This is a genomic window from Gemmatimonadota bacterium, assembly GCA_041390125.1.
Classification (GTDB): domain Bacteria; phylum Gemmatimonadota; class Gemmatimonadetes; order Longimicrobiales; family Gaopeijiaceae; genus JAGQIF01.
Window position 1 is genome coordinate 114,361 of the sequence record JAWKQN010000007.1, and the last position, 24,972, is coordinate 139,332.

General features: G+C 72.6%; 22 protein-coding genes. 12 read left to right on the forward strand and 10 right to left on the reverse strand.

The features are described 5' to 3' along the window. The first annotated feature begins 392 nt into the window (after positions 1 to 392). Entirely contained in the window at positions 393 to 1,343 is a 951-nt protein-coding gene (locus tag R3E98_08495; protein ID MEZ4423433.1) for a hypothetical protein, read from the forward strand. 21 nt (positions 1,344 to 1,364) lie between these two features. Here R3E98_08495 and R3E98_08500 read toward each other — a convergent pair whose 3' ends face one another. Further along, the gene (locus R3E98_08500) at positions 1,365 to 1,634 is read right to left on the reverse strand and encodes a hypothetical protein (GenBank protein ID MEZ4423434.1); all 270 of its coding nucleotides are present in this window, start codon (positions 1,632 to 1,634) and stop codon (positions 1,365 to 1,367) included. Between the two features lie 234 nt (positions 1,635 to 1,868). On the opposite strand from R3E98_08500, the gene R3E98_08505 reads away from it, so the two are divergent. The 4 genes from R3E98_08505 (at position 1,869) to R3E98_08520 (ending at position 4,918) form a co-directional block, all read left to right on the forward strand. Further along, on the forward strand, positions 1,869 to 2,840 hold the full coding sequence (locus tag R3E98_08505) for a quinone oxidoreductase (GenBank protein MEZ4423435.1): 972 nt from the start codon (positions 1,869 to 1,871) through the stop codon (positions 2,838 to 2,840). 102 nt (positions 2,841 to 2,942) lie between these two features. Next, positions 2,943 to 4,085: a prolyl oligopeptidase family serine peptidase gene (locus tag R3E98_08510; protein MEZ4423436.1), complete on the forward strand. Its 1,143-nt coding sequence runs from the start codon at positions 2,943 to 2,945 to the stop codon at positions 4,083 to 4,085. A 55-nt stretch (positions 4,086 to 4,140) separates the two neighbouring features. After that, the gene (locus R3E98_08515) at positions 4,141 to 4,665 is read left to right on the forward strand and encodes a DinB family protein (protein MEZ4423437.1); all 525 of its coding nucleotides are present in this window, start codon (positions 4,141 to 4,143) and stop codon (positions 4,663 to 4,665) included. Positions 4,666 to 4,693: 28 nt separating this feature from the next. Continuing rightward, on the forward strand, positions 4,694 to 4,918 hold the full coding sequence (locus R3E98_08520) for a CPXCG motif-containing cysteine-rich protein (GenBank protein ID MEZ4423438.1): 225 nt from the start codon (positions 4,694 to 4,696) through the stop codon (positions 4,916 to 4,918). 44 nt (positions 4,919 to 4,962) lie between these two features. On the opposite strand, the gene R3E98_08525 is transcribed toward R3E98_08520, so the two are convergent. After that, positions 4,963 to 5,496 carry a hypothetical protein gene (locus tag R3E98_08525; GenBank protein ID MEZ4423439.1) on the reverse strand — a complete coding sequence of 178 codons (534 nt, stop codon included), beginning with the start codon at positions 5,494 to 5,496 and terminating at the stop codon, positions 4,963 to 4,965. Between the two features lie 83 nt (positions 5,497 to 5,579). Between R3E98_08525 and R3E98_08530 the strand changes: the two genes are divergently transcribed. From R3E98_08530 to aac(3)-IV, 3 genes are read left to right on the forward strand one after another with little or no spacing between them, the layout of a single operon-like run. Then, positions 5,580 to 7,046 (forward strand): Nramp family divalent metal transporter, encoded by a 1,467-nt coding sequence (locus tag R3E98_08530; protein ID MEZ4423440.1) that lies wholly within the window; start codon positions 5,580 to 5,582, stop codon positions 7,044 to 7,046. A 6-nt stretch (positions 7,047 to 7,052) separates the two neighbouring features. After that, positions 7,053 to 8,585 (forward strand): DUF4403 family protein, encoded by a 1,533-nt coding sequence (locus R3E98_08535; protein ID MEZ4423441.1) that lies wholly within the window; start codon positions 7,053 to 7,055, stop codon positions 8,583 to 8,585. Further along, complete coding sequence (gene aac(3)-IV / locus R3E98_08540; protein ID MEZ4423442.1) at positions 8,582 to 9,388, forward strand: AAC(3)-IV family aminoglycoside N-acetyltransferase; 807 nt, start codon at positions 8,582 to 8,584, stop codon at positions 9,386 to 9,388. Before R3E98_08535 ends, aac(3)-IV begins: the two co-directional genes overlap by 4 nt. 46 nt (positions 9,389 to 9,434) lie before the next feature. Here aac(3)-IV and R3E98_08545 read toward each other — a convergent pair whose 3' ends face one another. Further along, positions 9,435 to 9,860: a VOC family protein gene (locus R3E98_08545; protein MEZ4423443.1), complete on the reverse strand. Its 426-nt coding sequence runs from the start codon at positions 9,858 to 9,860 to the stop codon at positions 9,435 to 9,437. 178 nt (positions 9,861 to 10,038) lie between these two features. Between R3E98_08545 and R3E98_08550 the strand changes: the two genes are divergently transcribed. After that, positions 10,039 to 10,617, forward strand: coding sequence for a hypothetical protein (locus R3E98_08550; GenBank protein MEZ4423444.1), 579 nt, complete (start codon positions 10,039 to 10,041; stop codon positions 10,615 to 10,617). A 14-nt stretch (positions 10,618 to 10,631) separates the two neighbouring features. Then, positions 10,632 to 12,050 (forward strand): amidohydrolase family protein, encoded by a 1,419-nt coding sequence (locus R3E98_08555; GenBank protein ID MEZ4423445.1) that lies wholly within the window; start codon positions 10,632 to 10,634, stop codon positions 12,048 to 12,050. A 210-nt stretch (positions 12,051 to 12,260) separates the two neighbouring features. Here R3E98_08555 and R3E98_08560 read toward each other — a convergent pair whose 3' ends face one another. Both R3E98_08560 and R3E98_08565 read right to left on the reverse strand, forming a co-directional pair. After that, positions 12,261 to 13,262, reverse strand: coding sequence for a M55 family metallopeptidase (locus tag R3E98_08560; GenBank protein MEZ4423446.1), 1,002 nt, complete (start codon positions 13,260 to 13,262; stop codon positions 12,261 to 12,263). Between the two features lie 175 nt (positions 13,263 to 13,437). Then, complete coding sequence (locus tag R3E98_08565) at positions 13,438 to 13,872, reverse strand: hypothetical protein (protein ID MEZ4423447.1); 435 nt, start codon at positions 13,870 to 13,872, stop codon at positions 13,438 to 13,440. A gap of 284 nt (positions 13,873 to 14,156) precedes the next feature. On the opposite strand from R3E98_08565, the gene ppc reads away from it, so the two are divergent. Further along, positions 14,157 to 16,985, forward strand: coding sequence for a phosphoenolpyruvate carboxylase (gene ppc / locus R3E98_08570; protein ID MEZ4423448.1), 2,829 nt, complete (start codon positions 14,157 to 14,159; stop codon positions 16,983 to 16,985). A 37-nt stretch (positions 16,986 to 17,022) separates the two neighbouring features. Here the strand turns inward: ppc and R3E98_08575 are convergent, their stop codons facing one another. From R3E98_08575 to R3E98_08590, 4 genes are read right to left on the reverse strand one after another with little or no spacing between them, the layout of a single operon-like run. Next, positions 17,023 to 17,439: a hypothetical protein gene (locus tag R3E98_08575; protein ID MEZ4423449.1), complete on the reverse strand. Its 417-nt coding sequence runs from the start codon at positions 17,437 to 17,439 to the stop codon at positions 17,023 to 17,025. Next, a complete protein-coding gene (locus R3E98_08580) occupies positions 17,436 to 18,953 on the reverse strand; it encodes a tripartite tricarboxylate transporter permease (protein ID MEZ4423450.1) in 1,518 nt (505 codons plus the stop codon). The genes R3E98_08575 and R3E98_08580 overlap by 4 nt, the downstream gene beginning before the upstream one ends. Before the next feature lie 2 nt (positions 18,954 to 18,955). After that, positions 18,956 to 20,053 (reverse strand): tripartite tricarboxylate transporter substrate-binding protein, encoded by a 1,098-nt coding sequence (locus tag R3E98_08585; GenBank protein MEZ4423451.1) that lies wholly within the window; start codon positions 20,051 to 20,053, stop codon positions 18,956 to 18,958. Then, positions 20,050 to 21,648 carry a hypothetical protein gene (locus tag R3E98_08590; protein ID MEZ4423452.1) on the reverse strand — a complete coding sequence of 533 codons (1,599 nt, stop codon included), beginning with the start codon at positions 21,646 to 21,648 and terminating at the stop codon, positions 20,050 to 20,052. Before R3E98_08590 ends, R3E98_08585 begins: the two co-directional genes overlap by 4 nt. A gap of 239 nt (positions 21,649 to 21,887) precedes the next feature. Between R3E98_08590 and murJ the strand changes: the two genes are divergently transcribed. Then, complete coding sequence (gene murJ, locus R3E98_08595; GenBank protein ID MEZ4423453.1) at positions 21,888 to 23,453, forward strand: murein biosynthesis integral membrane protein MurJ; 1,566 nt, start codon at positions 21,888 to 21,890, stop codon at positions 23,451 to 23,453. On the opposite strand, the gene R3E98_08600 is transcribed toward murJ, so the two are convergent. Further along, the gene (locus R3E98_08600) at positions 23,431 to 24,957 is read right to left on the reverse strand and encodes a hypothetical protein (protein MEZ4423454.1); all 1,527 of its coding nucleotides are present in this window, start codon (positions 24,955 to 24,957) and stop codon (positions 23,431 to 23,433) included. The two genes, murJ and R3E98_08600, sit on opposite strands and share 23 nt — an antisense overlap. Between the last annotated feature and the right edge of the window lie 15 nt (positions 24,958 to 24,972).

A 24,972-nucleotide genomic window follows, 5' to 3' on the forward strand; every position in this document is an offset into this window, starting at 1 on the left:
GTCCCACGGGTCGGGCGCGTCCCTGGTGCGACTCGTGCGCGGGTCCTTCGACGCGCGGCGCAGTCCCAGGGTTGGTCCGGTCGACCGCGGTCGAAAGGAGTCCGTCGGCTCGTGCGGCACGGGCCCGCAGGCCCTGCTCCCGCCGAGCGGTCCCGATTCTAGACGGGGCCTCCGGGGGTGTCCAGTGCCCCGTCCGGAGCCGCGTGGGGTCGGCGGCGAGGCGCGCGCGGGAGGCGGAGCTGCCCGGCACCCCTCGCCGAGCACGGGGTTCCGGATGAAACCCGGAAGGGCGCGTCGCGTAGCACAGTCGGCCCGCCCACCCCGGGCAGGGCGCCCTCGCGTTCCCGACCCCGGGGTCCTCGTTCCCCGCATCTCTCCAACCGGTCAGCGCCATGCGAACCCGCCCCGTCGTGCTCCTGTGCGCCGCCACGCTCCTCGGCGCGTGCGGCGGAGCCCCGCCCCCGCCGGCGCCGCGCCCGCCGGAGCCCGCGCCCGATCCGGCGCGCGTGGCCGCGGCCCGGGTCGCCTCGGTCGAGTTGTCCCCCTCCCCACTGATGGTGGAGGTCGGCGACACCATCGTGGTCCGCGGGGTCCTGCGGGACTCCGCCGGGGTCGTGGTGGAAGGGGCCGAGTGGGGAATCGGCGCCGAAGGCGGCGCCGACGTGCGGTCCATCAAGGAGCGGCAACCCGAGAGCTACGAGCTGTGGGGACTCGAGCCCGGTGCCGCCACGCTCGCAGTCTTCGCCGGGCTGCCCGCGGTGGTGGGCGACGAGCCCAACTGGACGCTCATCGCCGAGGTGCCGGTCGAGGTGCGCAGCCGCGTCGGATCTCTCGCGATCGCCCAGCCCCGGTTCGCCCCGTACACGGGCACGTCGTTCCTGCTGGAGGCGGACGTGCGCTCCACCACGGGCGCCCCCGCGGATGCGGAGGTGCACTGGAGCACCAGCAATCCCGCCGTGGCGCGCGTGCAGTCCGGCGGACGCCTCAGCCTTTTCGCGCCCGGCACCGTGCAGGTGTACGCGCAGGCGGACGCGCAGGCGGATACGCTGGCCCTGGAGGTGGAGGCCAATCCGGTCCGACGGCTGCGCGTCACCGTGCCGGACGGGCCGATCCGCGCGGGCGCGGAGATCGCGCTCGTGGCCGAGGCCCGGGACGCGCGGGGACGCCCGCTCGAGGATGCGGCGGTGCTGTGGGAGGTCCGGTCGGTCGGAGGCGAAGGCGCCGGCTCCGCCCGGATCACCGACGACGGGCGCTTCACGGCCGCGCGCGCGGGTCGCTACCGCGTCACGGCCGTGAGCGGCACCGTCCGGGAATCCGTCGAGATCGACGTGACCGCCGGCTGAGCCGGTGGCCGGCGGGCGGCGCTACTCGGCGCGCAGCTCCTCCACCTCGCGCTCCTTGCGGGCCACCTCCTCGGAGATGGCGGCCACCGCGTCGCACTTGGTCTCGAAGCCCGGGATGGGCTCACTGCGCTGGTAGAGGGCGAAGACCTCCTCCCCCATCTCACGGAAGAGATCGCGACGCTGCCCGTTGAGCCGGGCGATGTCCGCCTTCAGGCGGGTCACCTGCGCGAGCTCCTGCGCCTCCTCCTTGGCCTTGGCGATCCCCTTCTTGACGTTGTCCATCAGGCTCATGGCGGCGCGCTCCTGCTCGGGTGGGCGATGCTTCAATCTAGCGGATCGGCGCCGGCCCGGGGGCCGGATCGCCGCCGCTCCGCACCCCGACGAGGGCCGGGCGCCCGGGGTTTCCGGCGCCCGGCTCCGGGTTACCTTCAGGCTCGACGCCCGCTGCCGCCGCTCCGCGCCCCGCGCGGACCGACGCCCGACCGCGGACGTGCCTCTCCCGCCCGTCCGCCCACCGAGGTCCGCATGAACGTCATCCGCATCCACGAGACCGGCGGTCCCGAGGTCATGAAGCTCGAGTCCGGGACCGTCACCGAGCCCGGGCCGGGCGAGATCCGCCTGCGCCACACCGCGATCGGCCTCAACTACATCGACACCTACCACCGGTCCGGGCTCTACCCCGTGCCGCTCCCGTCCGGCCTCGGCCTGGAGGCCGCCGGGGTGGTGGAGGCCGTCGGGGAGGGCGTGGAGCACCTGAAGACCGGAGAGCGGGTCGCCTACGGGAACGGCCCGCTCGGCGCCTACGCGGAGGTGCGCGTCATGCCCGCCAACCGGGTGACGCGCATCCCGGAGACCGTGGCCGACGACACCGCGGCGGCCATGATGCTCAAGGGCATGACCGTGCGCTACCTGCTCAAGGAGACCTACGCGGTCCAACCCGGCGACACCGTGCTCATCCACGCGGCCGCCGGGGGTGTCGGATCGATCGCCGGCCAGTGGGCGAAGGCGCTCGGAGCCACGGTGATCGGAACCGCGGGCTCGCCCGAGAAGTGCGAGCTGGCGCGCGCGCACGGCTACGATCACTGCATCGACTACTCGCGCGAGGACGTGGCGGCGCGCGTCCGTGAGCTGACCGACGGCACCGGCGTGCCGGTGGTCTACGACGGCGTCGGGCGCGCCACGCTGGAGGCGTCGCTGGACTCGCTCCGTCCGCGGGGACTGCTCGTGAGCTTCGGCAACGCATCCGGGCCCGTCACCGGCTTCAGCCTGGGGACGCTCGCCAGCAAGGGATCGCTGTACGTGACGAGACCGACCCTCGGGACGCACGTCGCCACCGATGAAGCGCTCCAGGCCAACGCGCGCGACGTCATCGACATCGTCGCCTCGGGCAAGGTGCGCATCGACGTGGCGCAGCGCTTTCCGCTGGGGGAGGCCGCGGAGGCCCACCGCGCGCTCGAGGCACGCCGCACGACCGGATCGACGGTGCTGGTCCCCTGAAGGTGGGCGTCCGCTTCGCAGCGGACCATTGACAGCGACGAGCGGGCGCCGGATCGTGCGCGCTCGCCCCCTCGTCCTGACACCCAACTCCAGGAACCGGTCATGCACACCCGCGTCTCCGCCGCGCGTGTCCCGGGTGCGTTCGCCCTGGCGCTCGCCCTGCTGCCCGTCGCGCAACCGCTCCACGCCCAACAGAACGGCCGGCGGACCGGCATGGATCCCTCCCGGGCGGAGGAGCTCTACGTCTCCAACCGCTGGGAGGACCATCCCTCCCGCGACTACCAGGCCGACATCGAGTCCAAGGCCCGGATCGACAGCATCTACGCGGCCGTGACCGAGGGCGTCGTCGACTACCGCAAGATCACCTACCGCAGCCGCATCGACGGGATGGAGATCCCGGCGTACGTCTTCCAGCCGCTGCGGAAGCGGGGTACCCACGGGCATGCCGCCATGATCTGGGTGCATGGAGGCGTGCACGGGAACTGGGGTGCCAGCATGTGGCCGTTCGTCCGAGAGGCGGTCGAGCGGGGGTACGTGATCATCGCGCCCGAATACCGGGGCAGCACGGGGTACGGCGAGGAGCACCACCGCGCCATCGACTACGGGGGCTACGAGGTGGACGACGTCATCTCCGCCTACGATTGGCTGACGTCGGAGCTGCACCACGTGGACCCGGAGCGCGTGGGCATGATGGGCTGGAGCCACGGCGGGTACATCACCATCATGTCGATCACGCGCGCCCAGCATCCCTTCCAGGCGGGCGCCGCGCTCGTGCCGGTCACCAACCTGATCTTCCGGCTCTCCTTCAAGGGGCCGGGCTATCAACGCAGCTTCGCCACGCAGGAGCGCATCCAGGGCCTGCCCTTCGAGCAGCGCGAGATCTACAAGGAGCGCTCTCCCTACTACCGGGTGGACGACCTGCAGACGCCGCTGCTCGTGCACGTGGCCACCAACGACCAGGACGTCAACTTCGAGGAGGCGTCCATGCTCGTGTACAAGCTGCGGGCAACCAAGCCGGACCTGACGGAGACCAAGATCTACGTGGATCCGGCGCCCTGGGGCCGCAGCATCGGGCACGCCTTCAGCCGACGGGTGGATCCCGAGACGCTGGAGCGGGTGGATTCTCCCGCGCAGCGCGATTCGTGGAACCGTACGTGGACGTTCCTGGAGGAGCACCTGCGGCCCTACGAGGATCCCAACAACCAGATGCCGGTCCGCACCGGGCCCGGCACCGACCGGAACTGAGCCCGACGGCACGCGAACCGATCGCCATGCACCGGCTGCTCGAGGAGGTCCGACCATGAGAACCCGCGCGCTCCTTCCCCTGGCCCTGCTGGCCGTGGCCGCGCCGGTGGGCGCACAGACGGAGGCGGCGATCCGCGACGAGATGCTCGGCCACTTCGAGCAGTCGTCCGCGAAGTTCGTGATGCTGGCCGAGGCGATGCCGGGCTCCCTCTACGAATGGGCGCCGGCGGAGGGCGTCATGGAGGTGGGGCACGTCTACATGCACGTGGCGCGCTACAACTTCATGTATCTCGAGGACAATCTCGGCATCCCGGCTCCGCAGGACGTGGACCTGGACGCCCTCGAGGGCATCCGGGACAAGGCCCGGGTGCAGGCGCTCCTGCAGCGCTCCATCGAGCACGTCCGGAGCGCGGTGGGAGCGCTGCCCGCGGCGGACGTCGGCCGCACCACGGAGCTGTACGGGCGCGACGTCCCCGGCTGGGCTGTTCTCGTGCAGCTCGTGGCCCACATGAACGAGCACCTCGGGCAGTCCATCGCCTATGCGCGGATGAACGGGGTGGTGCCGCCGTGGTCGGGTTGAGCCCGACCGCGGCGCTCGCGTCCCGGGCGTGAGCGCCCGGGATCCGGAGGACGAGCTCGAGGCCTTCCTCGATCTCGAGGCCGACGCCACCTGCCCGTACTGCGGCGAACCCGCCGAAGTGGACCTCGACCCCTCCGGCGGTGCCGTCCAGGTCTACGTGGAGGACTGTGCGGTCTGCTGCCGGCCCTGGCAGGTCCGGGTGTGGTTCGGCCCGGATGGTCGCGCGCAGGTGAGCCTGGACGCGATGCCCTGACCGCCCGGTCCCCGCAGCGGGACCGGGCGGCTCATCGACGGCCATCAACGCCCGGGCAGGTACTCCGCCGGGATCGGATTGCCCTCGCGCTCCTGATCGAAGAACCAGGACAGGATCCACCAGCGCTGGCCGTCCCAGGTGAGCTGGATGGAGTTGATGCCGCGCGCGAACGGCTGTCCGTCCGGGGTGGTGGACGAGGCGTACGTGCTCCACACATGCGCGACGTTGCCGAAGCGCTGGACCACACGGTGGATCTCGCGCTCGTAGAAGCCCTCCGCGCGCGGACCGCCCGTCGCGTCATGGTACTCATCCAGGGTCATGGTGCGGAGGCGCACACCGCCCTGGCCGTCCGGGCCCGGCATCCCCATCAAGGCCGAGGGGTGGTGCAGGGTGCGGTCACGCTCGCGGTCGGGTGCCTCCCCGGCCGGACCGGAGACCACGTCGTAGTAGGCCGCCAGGATGCCATCCAACGTGGCCACGTCCGCCGGACGGGCAGGGCGCGCCTGGGCGGAGAGACCCGCGGGCAGGACGGCCGCCAGAACGAGGAGCGGGAGAAGGACGCGGTGGGCGCGGGCCATGGGAGAGCTCCGTGGTTGAGGAATCGCGGCGGACGTGCGCATTCTACTGCGGCACCCAGGCGTCCTTCGAGGAGACCGCTGCCATGCCCCCGTCCCCGACGTCGACCGGCTTGCCTCCGCTCGGGACCGCCGAGCTGCCCGAGCCCCCGCGGCCGCGGGGGCTGCAGTGGGTGGGCGTCGTGGGGCCCGGCGTCATCGTGCTGGGTGCCTCCATCGGCAGTGGCGAGTTCCTGCTCGGCCCCGCCGCCTTCGTCCAGTACGGTCTGACCCTGCTGTGGGTGACGCTGGTTGCCGCCTTCCTGCAGACGGTCTTCAACACCGAGCTGATGCGCTATACCCTGGCCACGGGTGAGCCCGTGTTCGCGGGCTTCATGCGCACGCGCCCCGGGGCCGCCTTCTGGGCCTGGGTCTACGCGTTGCTCTATTTCCTGCAGGTCGGCTGGCCGGGGTGGGCCGGTGCGGCGGCCGGTGCCGTCTTCTTCCTGTTCGCGCGGGACCTGGCCGGTCCGGAGCACGCCAGCCTCGTCTACTGGATCGGCGTGGGCACCTTCGTGGCGTGCATCGCCATCCTCCTCGTCGGCAAGCGGGTGGAGCGTACGCTGGAGTGGCTGAACTGGATCCTGGTCACGGCCATCCTGGCGGGCGGTGTGATCCTCGCCGTGCTCTTCGTGCCGGGAGAGGTGTGGGGACGCGGCGTCAGCGGCTTCGTGGGCTTCGATCCGATCGAAGGGGGCTTCCGCTTCTTTCCGCCCGGCGCGGACTTCTTCCTCATCGGCGCCTTCGCGGCGTATTCCGGCGCGGGCGGCGTGATCAACCTCTCCCTTTCCAGCTGGGCCCGCGACAAGGGCTACGGGATGGGGCAGGTCACCGGCTACATCCCCTCTGCGGTGGGAGGCGAGAAGGTGGACCTGGCGCACGTCGGCTCCACCTTCGCCACCACGCCGGAGGCGATGGAGCGCTGGCGGGGGTGGTGGCGGATCGTGCGTGCCGACCAGTGGCTGGTGTATTTCCTGGGCGCGCTGTTGGGGATGTTCCTCCCGGCGCTGCTGTACGTGACGTTCCTGGAGGCGGGCACCGACATCCGCGGGCTCGCCGTTGCGGCCGAGCTGGCCGGAGCCATGGCACGCCAGGTGGGACCCCTCGCGGGAGGGGCCGTCGCGCTCATGGCCGTCTGGGTGCTGTTCAAGGCACAGCTCGACATCGTGGAGGGCATGGCGCGCGCCATCACCGACATCCTGTGGACCGGGAGCGCGCGCGCGCGCGCCTGGCGTGGCGGGGACGTCCGGGTCCTCTACTACACGGTGCTGGTCTGCGTCGCCGTCTGGGGGATCATCGCCCTGCGTCTGGCCCAGCCGATCGTGCTGCTGCAGCTCGGCGCCAACATGGCGGGCATCGTCTTCGTGGTGTCCTCCCTCCACCTGCTCCGGGTGAACACCACCGTGCTGCCGCCGGCGCTCCGGCCTCCGGTCTGGCGTCGCGTCGCGCTGATCGCCACCGCGGTGTTCTACGGCGCGTTCGTGCTGCTCTGGCTGCGGGGTCTGTTCGGCTGAGCCGGCATGGACACGGCGCCTCCCCCGTCTTCGCAGCCCCGCTCGGGCTGGCGCCGTGTCGGCAGCGGTCTGCTCGTCGCGCTCGGGGTGCTCGTCCTCGCGGTGCTGTCGCTCCTGATGCGCGGCGGGCCGGGCTTCGGGGTGGGGGGCTTCTTCGCGCCGCGCCTGGACGCACCCGAGCCCGCTCTGGCCGCCTTCGAGGAGCGCGTCCCGCCTCTGCCGCCGTCCGTCCTCACCGTCCCCATCGCCTACGACCTGGCGCCGGTGATCCAGAAGCTCGAGGAGGTGGTGCCGCGCACGCAGGGGTCGCTGGCCCGCCGGATCCCGGTCGAGGGCAACGACCGGGCGGACGTGGCCTACGAGATCCGGCGCCAGCCCTTCCGGGCCGAGCTGGACGGCGACATCGCGCGCATCAGCACCGTGATCGCCTACAAGGCGCGGGCCTGGTACGATCCACCCCTGCTGCCGGAGATCCGGGCGTCGTGCGGCGACGAAAGCGACGAGCCGGAGCCGCGCGCGCGGGTGGCGCTGTCCGCTCGCGTCAGCATCGGGCCGGATTGGGCGCTGATCGGCAAGGCACAGGTGGACCGTCTGGCCGCGCTCTCGGAGGAGCAGCGGGACCGCTGTCGGATCACCCCGCTCAACATCGACGTGACCGATCGCGTGATCCGGGCCGCGGAGGAGGCGCTCACCGACCACCTGCCCGACGTGGAGGCCGCCCTCGCGGGCATCGATCTGCGCTCGCGCTTCGCGCGCTGGTGGGGCATCCTCCAGGAGCCGATCGAGCTCGACGACGACGTCTGGCTGGTGATCGATCCCAGCGCCGTCCACCGCGGGAGCGCCGAGGGCGAGGGGCAGGTGCTGCGCGCGGTGGTGAGCCTCACGGCCCAGCCCCGCGTGGTCTGGGGAAGCCGGCCCCTCCTCGCCGCGCGTCCCTTGCCGCCGCTCGACAGTGCGGACGTCGAGGAGGGTCTGCAGATCCAGGCGCAGGGGATCATCGACTACGCGACCGCGAGCGCGCGTCTCAACCAGGAGCTGATCGGACAGGAGCTGGTGCTTCCCGGTGGGACGCTACGGATCCAGAACCTGGCCGTCCGCGGGATCGGCGGTGGGCGCATCGCGCTGGAGCTGGCGTTCCGGGGAAGCGCGCGCGGGCGCCTGTTCCTGACGGGCACACCGGAGTTCGACGCGGCCAACGGAACGATCGGGGTCCCGGATCTGAGCTTCGATATCGCCAGTCAGAACCTGTTGGTGCAGGGACTCACCTGGATGGCGCACCCGACCGTGCTGGAGACGATGCGCGAGCGGGCCCGTTGGGAGGTGAGCGACATCCTGGGACTGGCGGAGCAGCAGATCAATCGCGGGCTCAACCGCAACCTGAGCGACGAGGTTCGCTTGATCGGCAGCGTGGAGAGCATCGACGTGACCGGGCTCTATCCCCAACGTGACCGGCTGGTGGTGCGGGCCCGGGCACGCGCGCGCGCGCGGCTGGTGATCGTGGAGGAGGAGAAGGTGGCGGCGGAGCCCGCGGCTCGATGACAGGGAAGGAGCCGCGCACGATCCGCGAGGTCGCCGGACAGCTCCGGGCTCTGGGCGTGGAGCGCGGTGGCGTGCTGCTCGTGCACACCTCGTTCCGGGCCGTCCGGCCGATCGAGGGTGGCCCCGACGGTCTGATCGCGGCGCTGGACGAGGCGCTCGGCCCCGAAGGCACGCTGGTCATGCCGTCGTGGGGAAGTTCCGACGACGAGCCGTTCGATCCTGCGATCACCCCCGCCTCGTCGAGCCTGGGCGTGGTCGCGGAGCGGTTCCGGCGCCAGCCGGGCGTGCGCCGCAGCGCGCATCAGCACGCCTTCGCCGCGCGCGGGCCTCGCGCGGAGGCCATCCTGGCGGATCCGCTCCCGCTCCCACCCCACATCCCCGCCAGCCCGGTGGGACGGGTGCACGACGCGGGAGGGCAGGTGCTGCTGCTCGGAGTCGATCACGACGCCGACACCACGGTGCACCTGGCGGAGCTGATCGCCGGCGTTCCCTACCGGGTGCCGAAGTACCTGACGGCGCGGGTCGATGGGGTGCCGACCCGGATCGACTACGGCGAGAACGACCACTGCTGCGCGCGTTTCCGCCTCGTGGACGGATGGGTTCGGGAGGCGGGGGTGCAGCGGGAAGGGACGGTGGGGCACGCGCACGCGCGGCTGGTGTGTGCTCGGGACGTGGTCGATGCGGTGGTCCCGCGCCTGGTGGCCGACCCGCTACTGTTCCTGCACGGTCCGGAGGCCGGTTGCGACGAGTGCGACGACGCGCGGTCGAGCGTGGGCCCCGATCGGGACGCCTCTCCGGTGTGACCGCGACCGACCGGCGTTGCGGAGCCGGTGGGGGCAGGACCCGCGGTCAGGTCGAGATGGCGATCTTGAAGCCGTCCGGGTCCACCAGACGGAAGATGCGTGCACCCCAAGGCATGTCGGTCGGCTCCAAGGCCAGGGTGCCGCCGCGAGCGCGGATGCCGGACGCGAGCGCGTCGACGTCCTGTGCGGTCCGCAGGAGGAACGAGAAGCCCTCCCCCTTCACCCGATCCCAGCCCCGGGCGCCATCGTCCTGACCCAACAGGATGCGGACCGATCCGGCCCTCAGCGTGACGGCCCGCAGCGCGCCGTCGCGCTCGTGGCGCTCCTCGACGTGGAATCCGACCACGTCGCGGTACCAAGCCAGACTGGCGTCCAGGTCGGCGACCGTGAGGGAGACGGACATCTCGCGAGCCCGGAACGACTGGGGCTCGGCGCGCGTGGGGGATTCGCCGGCGGTGGCTTCGTCGCTCATGGGAGACGCCTCGGATGCGTGGGGCGCGGGTGCGGGCACGACAATCGATGCGCCCGGGTGTCGTCCCGCAACCCGCACCGTCCTCGAGGGCTTCCACCGGCCGTGGAGCGGGTTTGACCGTGGGGCCGCGCCGTGCCAAGCTACCGCAGGCATCCCGCTTCATCTGGCCGCGTCTCCCATGACCGACACCACGGTGTTCTCGAGGACCGTCGCCGACCGCGTGCTCCGGCGCGCCGCCGAGATCGAAGGGTCCGACGATACGCGCATCTCGATCGAGGAGCTGCGCTCCCTGGCACGTGAAGCGGGGTTCGGATCCCGCGCGATCGAGCGGGCGCTCGGAGAGGCCCGCGGCGAGTCGTTGGGCCAGGACGGCGCCACGGCCCAGCGCCCGCCGGTGCAACGCTGGGGACTTCTCTTCACGCGCATGGCCACCATCCGCGAGGTCCCGGTGGAGATCAGCTCCGAGCAGCTGATGCGGGTCGTGCGCCTCTTCCAGCCCTACCGGGAGGGTCCGGCGCAGGTTCGGCTGGAGGAGCACGAGATCACGTGGCGCGACGAGCGCGGGCTGCATTTTGCCGTGACCTCGGTCGGTGGCAGTACGGTGATCCGCGTCCACCTGGGGCGTCTTCTGTTGCGACGCGGCCGCTGGATGGGCTGGGTGAAGGCGGCCGCCGACCGACTCGAGCTGTTGACCCTGCTCGTCGCGCGCCCGGACGGCGGCGGTGAGCGCACACCTGCGCTCCCTTCGGGGCGCTGAAGGAGAGGGACCGGATGGCCTTCCATGGGCGCGTACGCGGGGCGGTGCTGGTCCCGTCCCTGATGCTCGCCGCCTGCGCCAGCGAGGCGGACGCCCCCGACCTGGCCATCGAGAACGTGACGGTGATCGACGCCGCGGGTGGTGCGCGCGCCGGGCAGACCGTCGTCGTGGACGACGGGCGTATCGTGCAGGTGGCGGATGCGGGCGCGCCGAGCGGTGCCACCGAGGTGGTGGATGGGACCGGCCGCTTCCTGATCCCGGGGCTGTGGGACTTCCACGTCCACCTGACATACGACGATCGCTTCACCGACGCGATGCCGGGCCTGTTCCTGCGTCACGGCATCACCAGCATCCGCGACACCGGCGGCATGTTGGATCGCGTCCTGCCGGTGGTGCAACGGCTGCGGGCGGAAGGCGCCATCGCACCGCGGGTCTTCTTCGCCGGTCCCCTGCTGGACGGCGAGCACGTCGTCTACGACGGGGACAACCGCCCCGCGCTCGGCATCGCCAATCCGGACGTCGAGACGGCGCGGGCGAACATCGCGCGCTTGGCGGAGGCCGGCGTGGACTTCGTGAAGATCTACGAGATGGTGACGCCGGAGGTGTTCGACGCGTTGGTGGAGGAGGCGGAGGCGCGCGGATTGCCACGGGATGCGCACGTGCCCCTCTCCCTCCTGGCCCGGGACGTGGGCCCGCGCGTGAACTCGCTCGAGCATCTGCGCAACATCGAGATGGACTGCGCCACGAACGCGGACGAGCTGCTGGCGGCGCGACGCAGCATCCTGGCCGAGCCACCGCCGGGCCCCGGTGCGGATCTGCGGAGCCGTCTGCATGGGCTCCACCGCCTTCCCGCGGTGGAGGCGTACGACGCAGAGCGTTGCTCCGAGACGCTCGACGCGCTGGCGTCCACCATCCAGGTACCGACCCTTCGTCTGAACGCCATGGGACTGCGTTCTCCCTTCGAGCGGGACGACTGGGCGGATGCGTTGGCGCATGCGCCCGCGGATGTCGCGGCCGACTGGGGTGCGGCGGCGGAACGCGCGCGCAGCGGACCCCCCGCGCGCGACACCACCTACGGCGCGTTCAGTCTGCGTCTGGTCGGGGAGATGAACGACCGCGGGGTCCCGATCGGGGCCGGGACGGACACCCCCATCGGCTTCGCGCTTCCCGGCTACAGCCTGCACAGCGAGCTGGAGATGCTGGTGCGGGCCGGCCTCACTCCGCTCGAGGCCCTGCGCGCAGCCACCGTGCGACCCGCGGAGTTCTTCGGGCTCGACGGTGAGCTGGGCACGGTGCAGGTGGGACGACTGGCGGACCTGGTCCTGCTCTCGGCCGATCCCCTGGCCGACATCGCCAACACCCGTTCGGTGGACGCGGTGGTGACCAAAGGCCGGCTCCTCCGACGGGCGGACCTGGACGGGCTGACGCCGTAGGGCGGGGGGAGTCGAGCGGGGCTGCGGCCGGCTGCGCGCCTTCCGAGGCCACCCGGCAGGTGTGCTCGTTCCCGCTGAAGCGTCTGCACGGGTCGTAACCGGGTGGGTCGTGTGTCAGCGGCGTTTCCGCTGAGACGTGTCCGTCCGGTCGTTGCCGCGGGTGCGGCGATTCTACCGTTCATCCCGGAGCGCTGCCCCGGGCAGGTGCGTCTACGCGCGCACGTAACGGTACATCAAGCGGATCAGGGCGTACGCGCGCTCCATCGTCGGGGCGTCCGCTTCCACCGTGTAGCCGTCCACGCGGCGCATGCCCGGCACCGCCATCAGGATGTCGGCCTGCTGCGTGGAATCGAAGCGGAGGCGGAGCGTCACGGGGGCGCGTGGCGTCAGGACGTGAGCGCTGCCCAGTCCGGCAAGCCCCGCCCGGGTGGCCTCGGCCAGTCGGGCGCGGACCACCTCAGGATGGAGCAGGCGGGCCACCGAAGCGCCGATGGCCGTCTTGGTCTGTACGGCATGGACCGTGGGCACCAGCCCGCTGAACTCCGACACGAACGCCGAGTCGCCCGCCGCCACGATCACCGGCACACCCAGCGCTCCCGCCGCGTACGCGTTGAGGCCTCCCTCTCCCACCTCGGTGCCGTTGATCCACAGTCCTTCGACCGCCCCCGTTCCGGTATGGGCCAGGAATCCGCCCGTTGTACCCGCCCGCGCGTGATACCCGAGGAAGATCGCCGCATCGAAGGTCTCGTCGAGCCCCTGCACCATGCCCAGCGGCTTGATGCTGCCCTGGATGTACTCGACCCGCGGATCGAGCTCGGTGTGGAGGAGGTTCTGCATGTCCCCGTGCGAGTCGTTGACCAGGATCTCCGCGGGTCCGGCAGCGAGGATCGCCTCCACGACCGCGTTCACCTCGGCGGTCATCAGCGCGCGACCCGTTGCGTAGTCCTTCCCCCCATTGGAGCTGGTCATCGCTCCCGTCCCGATCCCGCCGATGCCCTCCATGTCCACCGAGATGAAGATGCGGAGGGGAGCCTGCTGCCCGGTCGCGAGGGCGGGCAGGAGAAGCAGGAAGAGAACGAGGCCCAGCCCAGCGCCGGAGAGGGACCGGAAGGAGCGGGACCCGACCGGAACGGGTCTCGACGCGCGGCTCCAGGGCCGGGAGTGACGTGCCGTGGCAACGGAGGATGCAGGGGACAGCGGCGCGCGCGACATGTGGGCTCCAGTCGGGGTTCTCGGGACCGACGATGGCACGTCCCGTGGGCGACCGCCAGCCGGCCGAGCGGCGTCCATCCCCCCATGGTGCCTGCCCCGTCGCCGGGGCGCCATCGCCCCACGTGCGCCTGCAGCTCCGTCAGGATGGCGCGCAGACGTCAGCGGCCGCCGACCGTCACCGGCATTCCACGCGTTGGACGAGACTTCCGTCGTCCTCTGCGCGAGGGGGGCCCACGAGCCGGCAGGATCGCGCGGTGGAGAGGCGCTCGGGGAAGTAGCCGACCCGGAGACGTTCGGTACGGCCCGCCGGCAGGATGTACTCCCACCGACCGTTCTGGTTGTACTGGCTCTCGCGCACGAACCAGGGAACGCAGCGTTCACGTCGGGGCCGCCGGTCCGTGCCCGCTTGCTGCGGAGCGACCGCCTCTCCATCCGCGCGACATGTGATGCGAAACCCCAGGACGGGCTCACTCGACAGATTGGCGAGCTCCACGATGCAGTGCTCGCACGGCGGATCCGAGTCCGGAGAAGGCGCCCGGGACGCCCCGACCGCGTTGCCGCCACAGCCCCACGTCATCAGCCCCACCACCCCGATCACCGCACTTCGCACCTGCGCCACCTCCGCTGGGGACCGCTCGCAAGCTACCCATCCCATCGCTGCCGAGGCAAAGTGACCTCGGCGCGCACGGCGACGCGCAGGCGCCGGGCCCTCCGGTCGCACGCGGCGAACGGTGGTGACCGAATCGGCGTCTACGGGGTTTCCGGAACGGACGAGCCGGGAGTGCCGGCGGAGGCGCCGGGACACGGGACGAAGCCGGGAAAGCCCGAGCCAGGCGTGACCGCGACCGGCTGGACGCAAAGAAGAACGCATCCGAGCGCGGGAGCGAGCGGCTCATGGACGATACCGACCGGACGGGCAGCGCGAGGACGGTTCCACCGGGCGCGGACCGGACCACGCACGGCGGGTGGGACCTCGAGAGCGAGGGGACCGGCATCTCCCGCCCGCTCAGCGAGCACGTCAACCTGTTGGGCTCGCTGCTCGGTGAGGCGATCGCCCACCAGAATGGTCCGGAGACCCTCGCACGGGTGGAGGCCCTGCGCCAGGATTGCCGCCAGTCGGAGCGGACGGGCGATCCAGCCGGACGCATCCGCGCCGCCGAACGCATCCGGGCTCTGCCCACCGCGGACCTGGGCCCGCTGGTGCGTGCTTTCACCACGTTCTTCCACCTGGTCAACCAGGCGGAGAAGCAGGAGATCGTCCGCATCAACCGCGCTCGCGCTCGGGCGGGAGGTGCGGAGGCGGCCCGTCCTGAATCCATCGGCGCGGTCCTCTGCGATCTCCGCGAAGCGGGCGTCCCGCTCGAACGGGTGCGCATGTGGCTCGACCGACTCGACATCCAGCCGACGCTGACGGCGCACCCGACCGAAGCCCGGCCGGGTCCGGTCCTGGAGACGCAGCGGCGCATCGCGGAGCAGCTCCGCACCATGCGCGAGCGCGAGCCCACACCGGAGGAGGCGGAGCGCACCCGCGCCGAGCTCGCCAACGACGTGAGCCTGCTGCTGGCCAGCGACGATGTGCGCGACTCCCGCCCCCGGGTCGAGGACGAGGTGCGGCAGGGCCTGCACTTCCTCACCGGCACGATCTGGGACACCGTTCCGCGCATCCATGACGACGTGCGGCGCGCGGTGCGTCGCTACTACGGCACCGACATCGAGCCGCCGCCCTTCCTGCGCTACCGCTCCTGGATCGGCAGCGATCGCGACGGCAATCCCAACGTGACCGCGGCCGTGACCGCGTGGACGCTGCGCGAGCAGGAGCGCTGTGTGCTCGAGCGCTATCGAGCCGAGCTGCGGGCCCTGGCGGAGGAGCTCTCCCTGTCCGACCGCCTCGTGCGCGTACCGCCGGACCTCGCGGCGGCCCTCGTTCGCGATCGCGCGGCCGGACGCCCGGCGGAGGAGGTCTGGCGCGAGAGCGCCCATGCGCCGTATCGCCTGCGGGTCCTGGCCATGGAGGCGCGCCTGCACGCCCGCGCGGAGGACCAGGAGCCCTACGACAGCGCGGCCTTCCTCGCGGACCTGCGCCTCCTCGAACGCGCGTTGCGCGCGACCGGCTTCGAGTCGATCGCCGCGCGGGGTCGGCTGGCGCGGATCATCACCCTGGTGCGGACCTTCGGCTTCCATCTCGCGGCGCTGGACGTCCGGCAACACAGCCGCGTGCACGAAGCGGCCGTCTCCGAGCTCCTGGAGCGCTCCGGGCTGGCCCCGGACTACGCGAACCTCCCCGAGCCGGACAAGGTGGTTCTTCTGGAGCAGGTGCTCGAAGGGCGCGCGGCGCTGTCGAGCGACCCGGACGGAATGACCGACGCGACCGCGGGCCTGCTGGACGCGTTCCGCGTGGTGCGCACCGCCGTGGAGCGGGAGCCCGCATCCGTGGGCAGCTGGATCGTCAGCATGGCCGGGACCGTGAGCGACCTCCTGGAGCCGATGGTGCTGGCGCAGGCCGTGGGGCTGTGGCGCGTGGACGGCGGCGTGGTGCACTCGCCGATCGACTTCGTGCCGCTCTTCGAGACCATCGAGGATCTCGATGCCGCGTCCGCGCGCATGACCGAGCTGTTCACGCATCCGCTCTACCGGCGGCACCTCGCCGCCCGTGGAGGCCTGCAGGAGGTGATGCTCGGGTACTCGGACAGCAACAAGGACGGCGGCTACTGGATGGCCAACTGGGCCCTCTACAAGGCCCAACGCGCGCTGGGGGAGGTGGCGCGCGAGGCCGGGGTGGACCTGCGGCTCTTCCATGGTCGCGGCGGCACCGTGGGACGCGGCGGCGGTCGGGCCAACCACGCGATCCTGGCGCTGCCCGCGTCCGTGCAGAACGGCCGTATCCGCTTCACCGAGCAGGGGGAGATCATCACGTTCCGCTACGCGATCCCCGATCTCGCCCGGCGACATCTGGAGCAGATCGTGGAAGCCATGCTGCGCGCCACGGCGGCCTCCGATCTCGGCGGCGGGGGGCCCAGGCCGCTCGCGGCCGCAGAGCCGCCCGCGTCGGCAACGGCGCTCGTGCAGCGGATCGCCGACGCGTCCATGGACGCCTACCGGAGCCTGGTTGGAGACGCCCGCTTCTGGGAGACCTATCGGCGGGTGACCCCGATCGACGTGGTGACACGGCTCCCGATCGGGTCCCGACCGGCGGCCCGGGGTGGGGCCATCGAGTTGTCCAGCCTGCGCGCCATCCCCTGGGTCTTCGCGTGGACGCAGATCCGCGCCATCGTGCCGGGCTGGTACGGGGTGGGTACGGCGCTGGGCTCGCTTCCCGCCTCCGCGCTCCAGGAGCTGGCGGACCTCTACGAGAGGTGGCCGTTCCTGCACGCGGTGATCGACAACGCCGAGCGCGAGCTGGCGCGGGCGCGGTTGGCCGTATCGCGCCTCTACGTGGAACGGCTGGGCACTCCCGAGGACGCCACGTGGTTCTCCCGTCTGGAGGACGACTTCGAGCGTGCGCGCGCTGCGGTGCTGCGCGTCCGCGGCGGCGGGGCCCTGCTCGATGGCCAGCCGGTGATCCAGAAGTCGATCCACCTGCGCAATCCCTACACGGACGTCCTCAACCTGCTCCAGGTGGAGCTGCTGGCGCGCAACCGGGCCGGTGAGGAGGGCGACGGCGTGGACGATGCGCTGTTCTCCAGCGTGAACGGGATCGCGGCCGCGATGCAGAGCACCGGCTGAAGCCGGCGCGCGGGTCGCGAGCCGACATGCGCGCCGATCAGCGCAGCAGCGCCCAGCCGATCAGCCCGGTCGGGATGGTCAGGCCCAGCAGCCGGCCGATCACACCGTACAGCGCGAGCCCGATCACCACCGCGCCCGCCACGCACACCGCCCACCGCTCCCTTCCCCCTACCCGCAGCCAGGCCGCCGTGTAGAGGGCCGGCCCGGCCACCATGCCCACCAGGGCGACGGCCAGCGGCAGCGCGCCCGTCCACAGCAGCGCGCGCGTGTCGCCCGTGCGGGACGGAGCGACGCCATCCGCGCGCAGGTCGCGCAGCAGTTGCGCCGCCAGCAGCACCAGCAGCGGCACGGCGACGACCAGGGGGACGCGGCGCGCGGGAGCGGACAGCGCCAGCGTCCCCGCGAGGAACGCGCCGCCGAGCAGCGTCAGGAACAGCGCGAAGGCGCGCTTCACGACGGCTTGCGGCGGGCGCCGCGCAGGAGGGGGAGGGCCGCGGTGGCCACGAGCAGGGCCGTCCCCACGAGGATGGTGGGGTCCGTCCACAGGTCGATCCGACCCAGCCGATGCAGGCTGAGCGAGAGGCTCAGGTTCTGCTCGAAGAGCGGACCCAGGATCAACGCGATCACGAAGGCGATCCGTGGCCAGCCGTGCCGCTTCATGAGAAAGCCCAGCGCGCCGAACCCGAACGCCACCCACACGTCCTCCAGCCGCCCGCGGTAGGTGAAGGCGCCCATCGCCGACAGCGCGAGGATCGGCGCCACCAGTCGGGGCGCCGACACCGTGGTCAGCCGGGACAAGGGCCCCGCCACCGACAGCCCCAGCAGGGACGTCAGCCAGTTCGAGAGGAACAGGGACCAGATCAGCACGAACACGAGCTCGAGCTGCTCGGTCATCAGCTCGACGCCGGGCGTGACGCCGTGGATGCGCAGCGCCGCCAGCAGCAGCGCCGTGCCCGTGCTCGCGGGGACACCGAACGCCAGCACCGGCAGCAGGGAGCCGCCGTCCTTGGCGTCGTTGGCGGCCTCGGGAGCCAGCACGCCGCGCACGTCGCCTTTGCCGAAACGGCTGTCGGGCCCGGCGCTGCGGGCGGCTTCCCCATACGCGACGAAGGCGGCCACCGTGCCCCCGAGCCCGGGCACGAACCCCACCAGCGTGCCGATCACCGAGCTCTTGAGGAACACGGTCGGATAGCGGAAGACGGTGGCCATGCCGGCGCGTATGCTGCCGCCCATGGTCAGGGGCACGTCGTCGGCCGCGATGGTGCGGCGACCGCTCGCCACCAGATCCATGACCTCCGCCACGGCGAAGATGCCGACGAACACCGGCACGAGCGGCAGACCGTCCTGCAGGTACAGCGTGCCCAGCGTGAAGCGCTCCTCCGCCGTCGTGGGGTCCAGACCCACGAACGAGAACATCAGTCCGAGCCCGGCCGTGGCCAGCCCGCGGGCGAGGGACGCCCGCACGACAGTCGCCACGCTCACGAGGCCCCACAGCGACAGCATGAGCAGCTCGGGCGGTCCCACCTCCCGAACGAGCCGCGCGACCAGGGGGATGCAGAGCACGAGCACGCCCACTCCGACGGTCGAGCCCAGCGCGGACGCCGTGGCCGAGCACGCCAACGCCGTGCGCGCCTCCCCGTTGCGGGCCATGGGGTGACCGTCCAGGAGCGTGGCCGCGTTGGGTGCGGTCCCGGGGATGTTGAGCAGGATCGCCGTGACCGACCCCATGAAGGTGGCGCCGCCGACGAGCGCGCCGAACAGCAGGAGCACGGGCAGAGGCTCCCACGAGAACGTGAGCGGGATGGCCAGCGCGAGCAGCGTGGCACCACTCACGCCGGGCAGCACCGCCACGCACATGGCCACCAACGTGCCCAGGATGGGGTACAGGACGTTGGGCCAGGCCAGCACCAGGCGGAGCCCCTCGAGCGCCGCCGCGACGATGGCCGCGAGACCCGGGTCCGTGGCCAAGCTCAGCGCGTGGCGCGTCCGATGGCGCGCTCGACCCGCGTCGCGAACCGGGGCAGCGCGACCTTCGCGGCCCGCACGTGTCGCAGCGCGATGCTGGAGGAGGCCGGTCGCACGGAACGCCCGGCGCGCCCGGCGGCGGCCGACAGCTCGGGGTCCGCGAGCGCGGAGACCACTGCGGCCTCCAGGCAGCTCGCCAGCGACCCGGGCAGCCGAGGCGCAGCGACCAGGCGTCCGACGGCCATCAGCTCGTCCAGCGCGGCCGCGTCGGCACGCGCGCGATCGGGGTCGGGGAAGAGCGCCGGCTGCGTCTCCAGCAGTCCGTCCGGACCCAGCAGTGGGGGCGCGCCCCCGGAGTCGCTCCCCTCCGCCGAGAAGCGGAGCAGCGGGCGGAGCGCGCGCATCAGCTCGGCGGACTCGTCCCCGATCACGGCTGCATCCAGGTCCCCGCGCTCGACCGAGGCCAGCAACTCCTGGCTGCCGGGGTAGCCCAGGACGATCTCCACCTGCACGCCGAACAGGTCCTCCAGCACCGCGGTCAACAGCACGTTGATGGTCGTGGGTCCCGTGGCCCCGAACACGAGGGCGCGCGAACGGCCGGCCGTCACCAGATCCGCGAGGGCGCCGAAGCCGGAATCCGTCCGGACCAGCAGCGTCTGGTCGTGGGGGAGGATGCGGCCGAGGACGCTGAAGTCGGCCTCCAGGTCCGGTGCGAAGCCCGGATTGGACCACGGCGCGAGCAGCAGCCCACCGCCGTTGAGGATACCGAGCGTCCGTCCGTCGGGGCGCGCGCGCGCGATGCGGCGCGCGGCGACGATGCCCGACGCGCCGGGCACGTTCTCCACGACCACCTCGGCCTCCAGGGTGCGCTCCAGGGGCCGCTCCAGCAGCCGGGAGTAGAGGTCGTAGCCCCCACCGGGGGACCACCCCACCAACCACGAGAGCCGGCGCCCCCGCAGCGTCGGGCACTGGCGTCCCGTCCGGTCGGACCCGTGCGCCTCCGCTGCGGCCTCCATGACCCGGGGCGCCAGCGCCAGCGCTCCCGATGCACCCGCCAGCAGCGCGAGCGCCTCGCGCCGCGTGTGGAGCGTGCGCGGGCTCATGCGGCCTGCCCTCCACGCACGACGCGCAACGGTGCCTGCTTCCCGCGCGCGGAGACGGTGGGCGCGCGCCGCACCACCCGGAAGGATCCAGCGGCCGCCCAGTACGCGCGCGCCATGTCGGCGGCCACGCTCGTACGCGCGAGCGCGTCCAGCACGACGTCGAGCACCTCGCCTTCCGAGCGGAGCGCGACCTGCGGATGCACATGCAGGGAGAGCCGTGTGAAGCCGCGGTCGTCCTCGTCCTCCACCAGTTGGTAGTCCAGGGGCGAGCCGCCGAAGCGGGCCGGCAGGATCTCCTCCAGGATGTGGACCATGTCGCTCCCGATCAGCGTCACGCCTTCGCCCACGAGCTTCCGGAACGAGCGCACGCTGCGCAGGTGCGTGCCGAGGCCCAGCTCGCCCAGGGCACAGCCGCAGGCGCGCTCCTCCATCTCGCCGAAGTCGTCCAGCTCCATGTTGAGGAGGAGCTTGGGCATCGTGGGCACCAGCGTCGTGATATGGATGGAGCGGACCGTCTCCTCCGATCCGGGCACCGTCCGCGGATGGAGCACCAGAGCGGCCGAATCCGTGGTGACGTGCATATCGGTCTCGTGCGCGGGCCGCGCGCAGCCGAGCGCGATACGACCGGTCTCGACGGCCCCGTAGTCGGAGACGACGGTGGCGCCGGAGGCGCGCATGCCGCGCACCTTGGCGGGCGTCGCCGGCTCCCCCGCCACCAGCAGGGTCGCGCCCGAGAGGTCGAGGCCCGCGTCGCGGGCCGCCACGGCGATGCGAAGCCCGCAGCTGACGGTCGTGCTGAGGCACGCCCCGCCGTGCTCGCGCACCGTTTCGGTCAGGTAGCGGGCGATGAGCAGGGCGCGGTCCAGCGGCACCGGCTCGGGTCGGACCAGGTCCACGCCCACGGCCCGTCCGGTGGCGATCGCGGCTTCCGTGGCGATGCGGTACTTGAGCGCGGGTGCGTACTCGCCTGGAACCAGCGGGGTGAACCACCGGTGCACGGGCCGTCCCAGGCGGGCCATGCGCAGGACGTTGTTGAGTCCGCTCCCCGACGGGAGCGCCGGACGCCACACCGAGAACGGGACGTCCAGCACGCCGTGCGCGTCCAGGAGCAGCATGCGCAGCTCGGACTGCACCTCCAGGTGGGCCAGGTCCGTCGAGGAGCGGGTGGCGCGGCCGGTGGAGCCGCTCGTCGAGTTGCGGTAGTAGTGGCGGAGGTCCGGGTTGTCGAAGAGGCCCTCGCTCACCGGGATCTCCCGCCCGTCGCGCACGAGCGGCTCGCGCCCCTTGTACTCCTCGAACGTGACGTACACGCCCGCCCGCCGAAGCTGCAGGAGCGCGCCTTCCACACCCTCGGTGCGGATCAGCGCCTCGAAGTCGGCCAGGGTGCAGCCGGCCAGCTCCAGCAGGGCACGGTAGGGGCTCTGCGGCAGACCGTAGAAATAGCGCTCCGCCATCGCCAGCAGGTGCTCGGGACGTCGGGCCAGCCGCGCCCGGACCGCGTCGCGGGCCTGCGGCAGCGTGATCCGACCCCGAAGGTAGTCCGGGAAGCCGCGCAGGAACCGCCCGTACGTCAGGGCCTGGGAGAGGGCGTTCAAAGGCTTGGCAGAGGGGGGGTGCGTGTCTCGTCCGGCGATACGGTAGCACGTCGGCGGAGCACACGCACAATGCCGCTCCCGGAGCGTCGCCCACCCGGGTGCAGGCCGGAGGGGTCCCGGAGGCCGCGGCGCTCCGGACGCGGGGGTACCCCCCTTCTCCGCCGAATCGCTAGGTTGCCGCCCGGCGGGACGGCCAGGGCTTCGGGAGAGGACGACAGCGCGCGTGACGGGGTGCATGGATGCGTAGGGGGGCGGCACACGTCGCGGCGGCCGTCTTCCTGAGTCGGCTCGCGGGATTGCTGCGCGAGCGCATCTTCGCCCACTACCTGGGCACGTCCGACGCGGCGGATGCCTACGGAGCCGCCTTCCGGATCCCTGCCGTGATGGAGAGCATGCTCGGGGAGCGGGTCGTCTCCTCCGCCTTCATCCCGCGCTACAGCCGGCTGCTCGCCGAGGAGCGGACCCGCGACGCGTCGCGGCTGGCCTGGACGGTCGGGGCGGTGCAGACCGCCATCGTGTTGCTGCTCGTCACGGCCGGGGTGGTGCTGGCTCCGGTGCTGGTCCCGCTGATCGCGCCGGGCTTCGATCCGGCCAAGACCGCGCTGACCATCCGGCTGGTGCGGGTCGTCTTCCCCGCGGTCGGCGTCCTGGCGCTGGGGGCCTGGTGTCTGGGCGTGCTGAACGGGCGCCGACGCTTCTTCCTGCCGTACTCCGTGCCCATCCTCTCCGCCCTGTCCATCAGCGCCGCGCTGTGGCTGGGCGGGCGCAACGGGTTGGACGCCGGCGGCCTGGCGTTGGCGGCCGCCACCGGAGCCCTGGTGGGGGCGCTCCTCCAGCTCGCAGTCCAGCTCCCCGTGGTGGCGGCGCTGTCCGGGCGTCCGCGCCTGGAGAAACCCCCGGACGCGGACCTGCGTGAGGTGGGCCGCAACGCGGTGCCCGCCACCGTGCGCGGCCTGATCGCGCGCTTCGCCGCCTGGGTGGAGGTGGCCATCGCCGGCTTCGTCTCCACGGGCGCGCTCGCCGCGCTCAACTACGCGCAACTGCTGTACTCCCTGCCGATGGGGCTCTTCAGCATCGCCATCTCCGCCGCGTTGCTGCCCGAGCTGGCGGCGGCGAGCGCCCATCCGGGCGAGGTGTCGCGCCGTCTGGAGACGCCGCTCCGGGCGTCGCTCCGCCACACGGCCTTTCTGCTGGTACCCTGCGCCGTCGCGTTCGTCCTGCTGGGCGACGTCATCGTGGCCGCCGTCTACCAGAGCGGGGAGTTCGGTCGGCAGGACGTTCTCTACGTCTGGGCCATCCTGGGCGCGTCCGCGGTCGGCATCGTGGGCACGTCGATGGGCGGGCTGTACGCCACCGCCTTCTACGCGATCGGGGACGCCGCCTCCCCGCTCCGGGCCGCGGTATGGCGGCTGCTCTGTCGCGCGGTGCTCGGCGCCGTGCTCGCCATCCCGGTGGTGCGGCTCCTGGGCCTCGAGCCCCGCTGGGGCGCCGTGGGGCTGGGGGCCGCGATCGGGGTGAGCGGCTGGATCGAGTTCGCGCTGCTGCGGCGCTGGTTGCGCCGGCGCCTGGGGTGGGAGCGCGACCGCGGGCTGACGCCCTTCCTGCTGCGCCTGTGGGGTGTGGCGCTCCTCGCGGCCGGGCTGGCCTGGGCGGTCAAGCAGGGAGTGGGGGGCTGGGGTCCGGTGCCCACCGCCGTGGCCGTGCTCGGCACGTACGGGGGGGTCTACCTCGGCGTGACCACCATGGCGCGCGTGCCGGAGGCCGGCACGCTGTGGACGCAGCTCAGGGAGTGGCTGGGACGTTGAGCGGAAGCTCGAGCGCGTAGATCCGCACCGGCCCCACGGTCCCCAGGGGTCGGAAGAGCTCGGGACGCTCGCGCATCCAGGCGTCCCAGCGAGCGAGCAGCTCGGGCTCGGTGCCCGCCTCGGTGATCACGGCGTGCGTGAGGTGCTGCCGCGTGGCCTCGGCCACGAAGACGTCCAGCTCACGGTCGAAGATGGGCATCGCGGGCAGACCCGTATACCACGCCACCTTGCGCGGGCGGTTGGAGGCCAGGCGCACGGGCGGCTCGGCCGGGAGCGCGCGCAACGTGTCGCGCACGGCGGCGAACGTGGCCTCCTCGCGGTCGATGCGCGGACGGGGCTCGCGCACGGTCTGGACGAGCGCCCCCACCATCAGGACGGCCACGACCAGCGCGGCGCGTGCGCCCGCCGTGTGCGGTGCCGGTGTGCCCACCCGACCGAGCAGGTCGCGCAGACCGCGCACGAGCCCCCAGGCGAGGAAGGGCGCGAGCACCCACAGGTAGCGGGACTGCCAGACCGGGAGGACCGCGAGCATCGCGAGGGTGCCGAGCAGGAAGGCGGCGCCGAACGACGCGCGCCGACGCCACAGCCACGGGGCCAGCCCGAGCGCGGTGAGCGGGATGGCCGCGACGTGCCAGGCGTGGTTGAGCAACGGCACGGGGAACGGATACAGCCACGTCTCGAAGGCCGCGAACCGGTAGCGCAGCAGCTTGGAGTCGAGCCGCCGGACCACCCATTCGAGCGTCGCCAGCAGGTCGCGGCCTCCGCCGCCGGACGAGCCCGCGGCCATCGTGTCGGCGGGAGCGCCCCCGGGCCCGAAGCGGGTGAGCACCACGAGCAGCGCGGCGGTCCAGAGCAGGAGCGGGAGCGTGGCCCGGAGACCGATCTCACGGCGCCGGGCCATCGCCACCCAGACCAACGCGGGGAGCAGTGGCGCGGCCGCGATGCGGTAGAGCAGGGCGCCCGCGCCGAGCGTGGCGAGCGCGAGGATGCGCCCGGTGCTCCACGCGCCCGGGCGGTCGGCCAGCAGGATCACCCCCCAGGCCAGCGCGCAGAACCCCAGGTCGGACCCCACCACCTGCGGCACGTCCTGGATCAGGAGGGAGAGCCCCGCCATGCCGGTGGCGGCCGCGGCCAGCAGAGGCTCGTCCTCGCGGGCCAGCCACGCCGCCGACGCGGCGAGGAAGCCCGCCAGGAAGGCGTGCATGAGCAGGCGGGGGGCCTCGCTGGCGGGCCCCAGCCACGCGAGCAGCGGGGCCAGCGTGAGCGGCAGCCCGGGGGGATAGCGCAGCGGACCCACGGTCCAGGCCAGGTCCGTGTAGAGGTAGCCCGTGTCGTCGTAGGGCCGGCCCTGCACGAGCGCCCAGGCGTGGCCCAGGTACTGGGCCCAGTCGCCGCCCGGGGGGGATCCGGCCGCGAACCAGCGCCAGAGCGCCACGCCGGCCAAGGCCAGGGCGAACCCCCAGGCGCCCCGGCGTCCCCAGCTCCGGTCCGGATCGGCGGTCATGGGCGCAGAAGGTAG

Coding starts and splice junctions, on each gene's coding strand:
- R3E98_08495 (MEZ4423433.1), top strand. CDS start 393: ATGCGAACCCGCCCCGTCGTGCTCCTGTGCGCCGCCACGCTCCTCGGC.
- R3E98_08500 (MEZ4423434.1), bottom strand. CDS start 1,634: ATGAGCCTGATGGACAACGTCAAGAAGGGGATCGCCAAGGCCAAGGAG.
- R3E98_08505 (MEZ4423435.1), top strand. CDS start 1,869: ATGAACGTCATCCGCATCCACGAGACCGGCGGTCCCGAGGTCATGAAG.
- R3E98_08510 (MEZ4423436.1), top strand. CDS start 2,943: ATGCACACCCGCGTCTCCGCCGCGCGTGTCCCGGGTGCGTTCGCCCTG.
- R3E98_08515 (MEZ4423437.1), top strand. CDS start 4,141: ATGAGAACCCGCGCGCTCCTTCCCCTGGCCCTGCTGGCCGTGGCCGCG.
- R3E98_08525 (MEZ4423439.1), bottom strand. CDS start 5,496: ATGGCCCGCGCCCACCGCGTCCTTCTCCCGCTCCTCGTTCTGGCGGCC.
- R3E98_08530 (MEZ4423440.1), top strand. CDS start 5,580: ATGCCCCCGTCCCCGACGTCGACCGGCTTGCCTCCGCTCGGGACCGCC.
- R3E98_08535 (MEZ4423441.1), top strand. CDS start 7,053: ATGGACACGGCGCCTCCCCCGTCTTCGCAGCCCCGCTCGGGCTGGCGC.
- R3E98_08545 (MEZ4423443.1), bottom strand. CDS start 9,860: ATGAGCGACGAAGCCACCGCCGGCGAATCCCCCACGCGCGCCGAGCCC.
- R3E98_08550 (MEZ4423444.1), top strand. CDS start 10,039: ATGACCGACACCACGGTGTTCTCGAGGACCGTCGCCGACCGCGTGCTC.
- R3E98_08555 (MEZ4423445.1), top strand. CDS start 10,632: ATGGCCTTCCATGGGCGCGTACGCGGGGCGGTGCTGGTCCCGTCCCTG.
- R3E98_08560 (MEZ4423446.1), bottom strand. CDS start 13,262: ATGTCGCGCGCGCCGCTGTCCCCTGCATCCTCCGTTGCCACGGCACGT.
- ppc (MEZ4423448.1), top strand. CDS start 14,157: ATGGACGATACCGACCGGACGGGCAGCGCGAGGACGGTTCCACCGGGC.
- R3E98_08585 (MEZ4423451.1), bottom strand. CDS start 20,053: ATGAGCCCGCGCACGCTCCACACGCGGCGCGAGGCGCTCGCGCTGCTG.
- murJ (MEZ4423453.1), top strand. CDS start 21,888: ATGCGTAGGGGGGCGGCACACGTCGCGGCGGCCGTCTTCCTGAGTCGG.
- R3E98_08600 (MEZ4423454.1), bottom strand. CDS start 24,957: ATGACCGCCGATCCGGACCGGAGCTGGGGACGCCGGGGCGCCTGGGGG.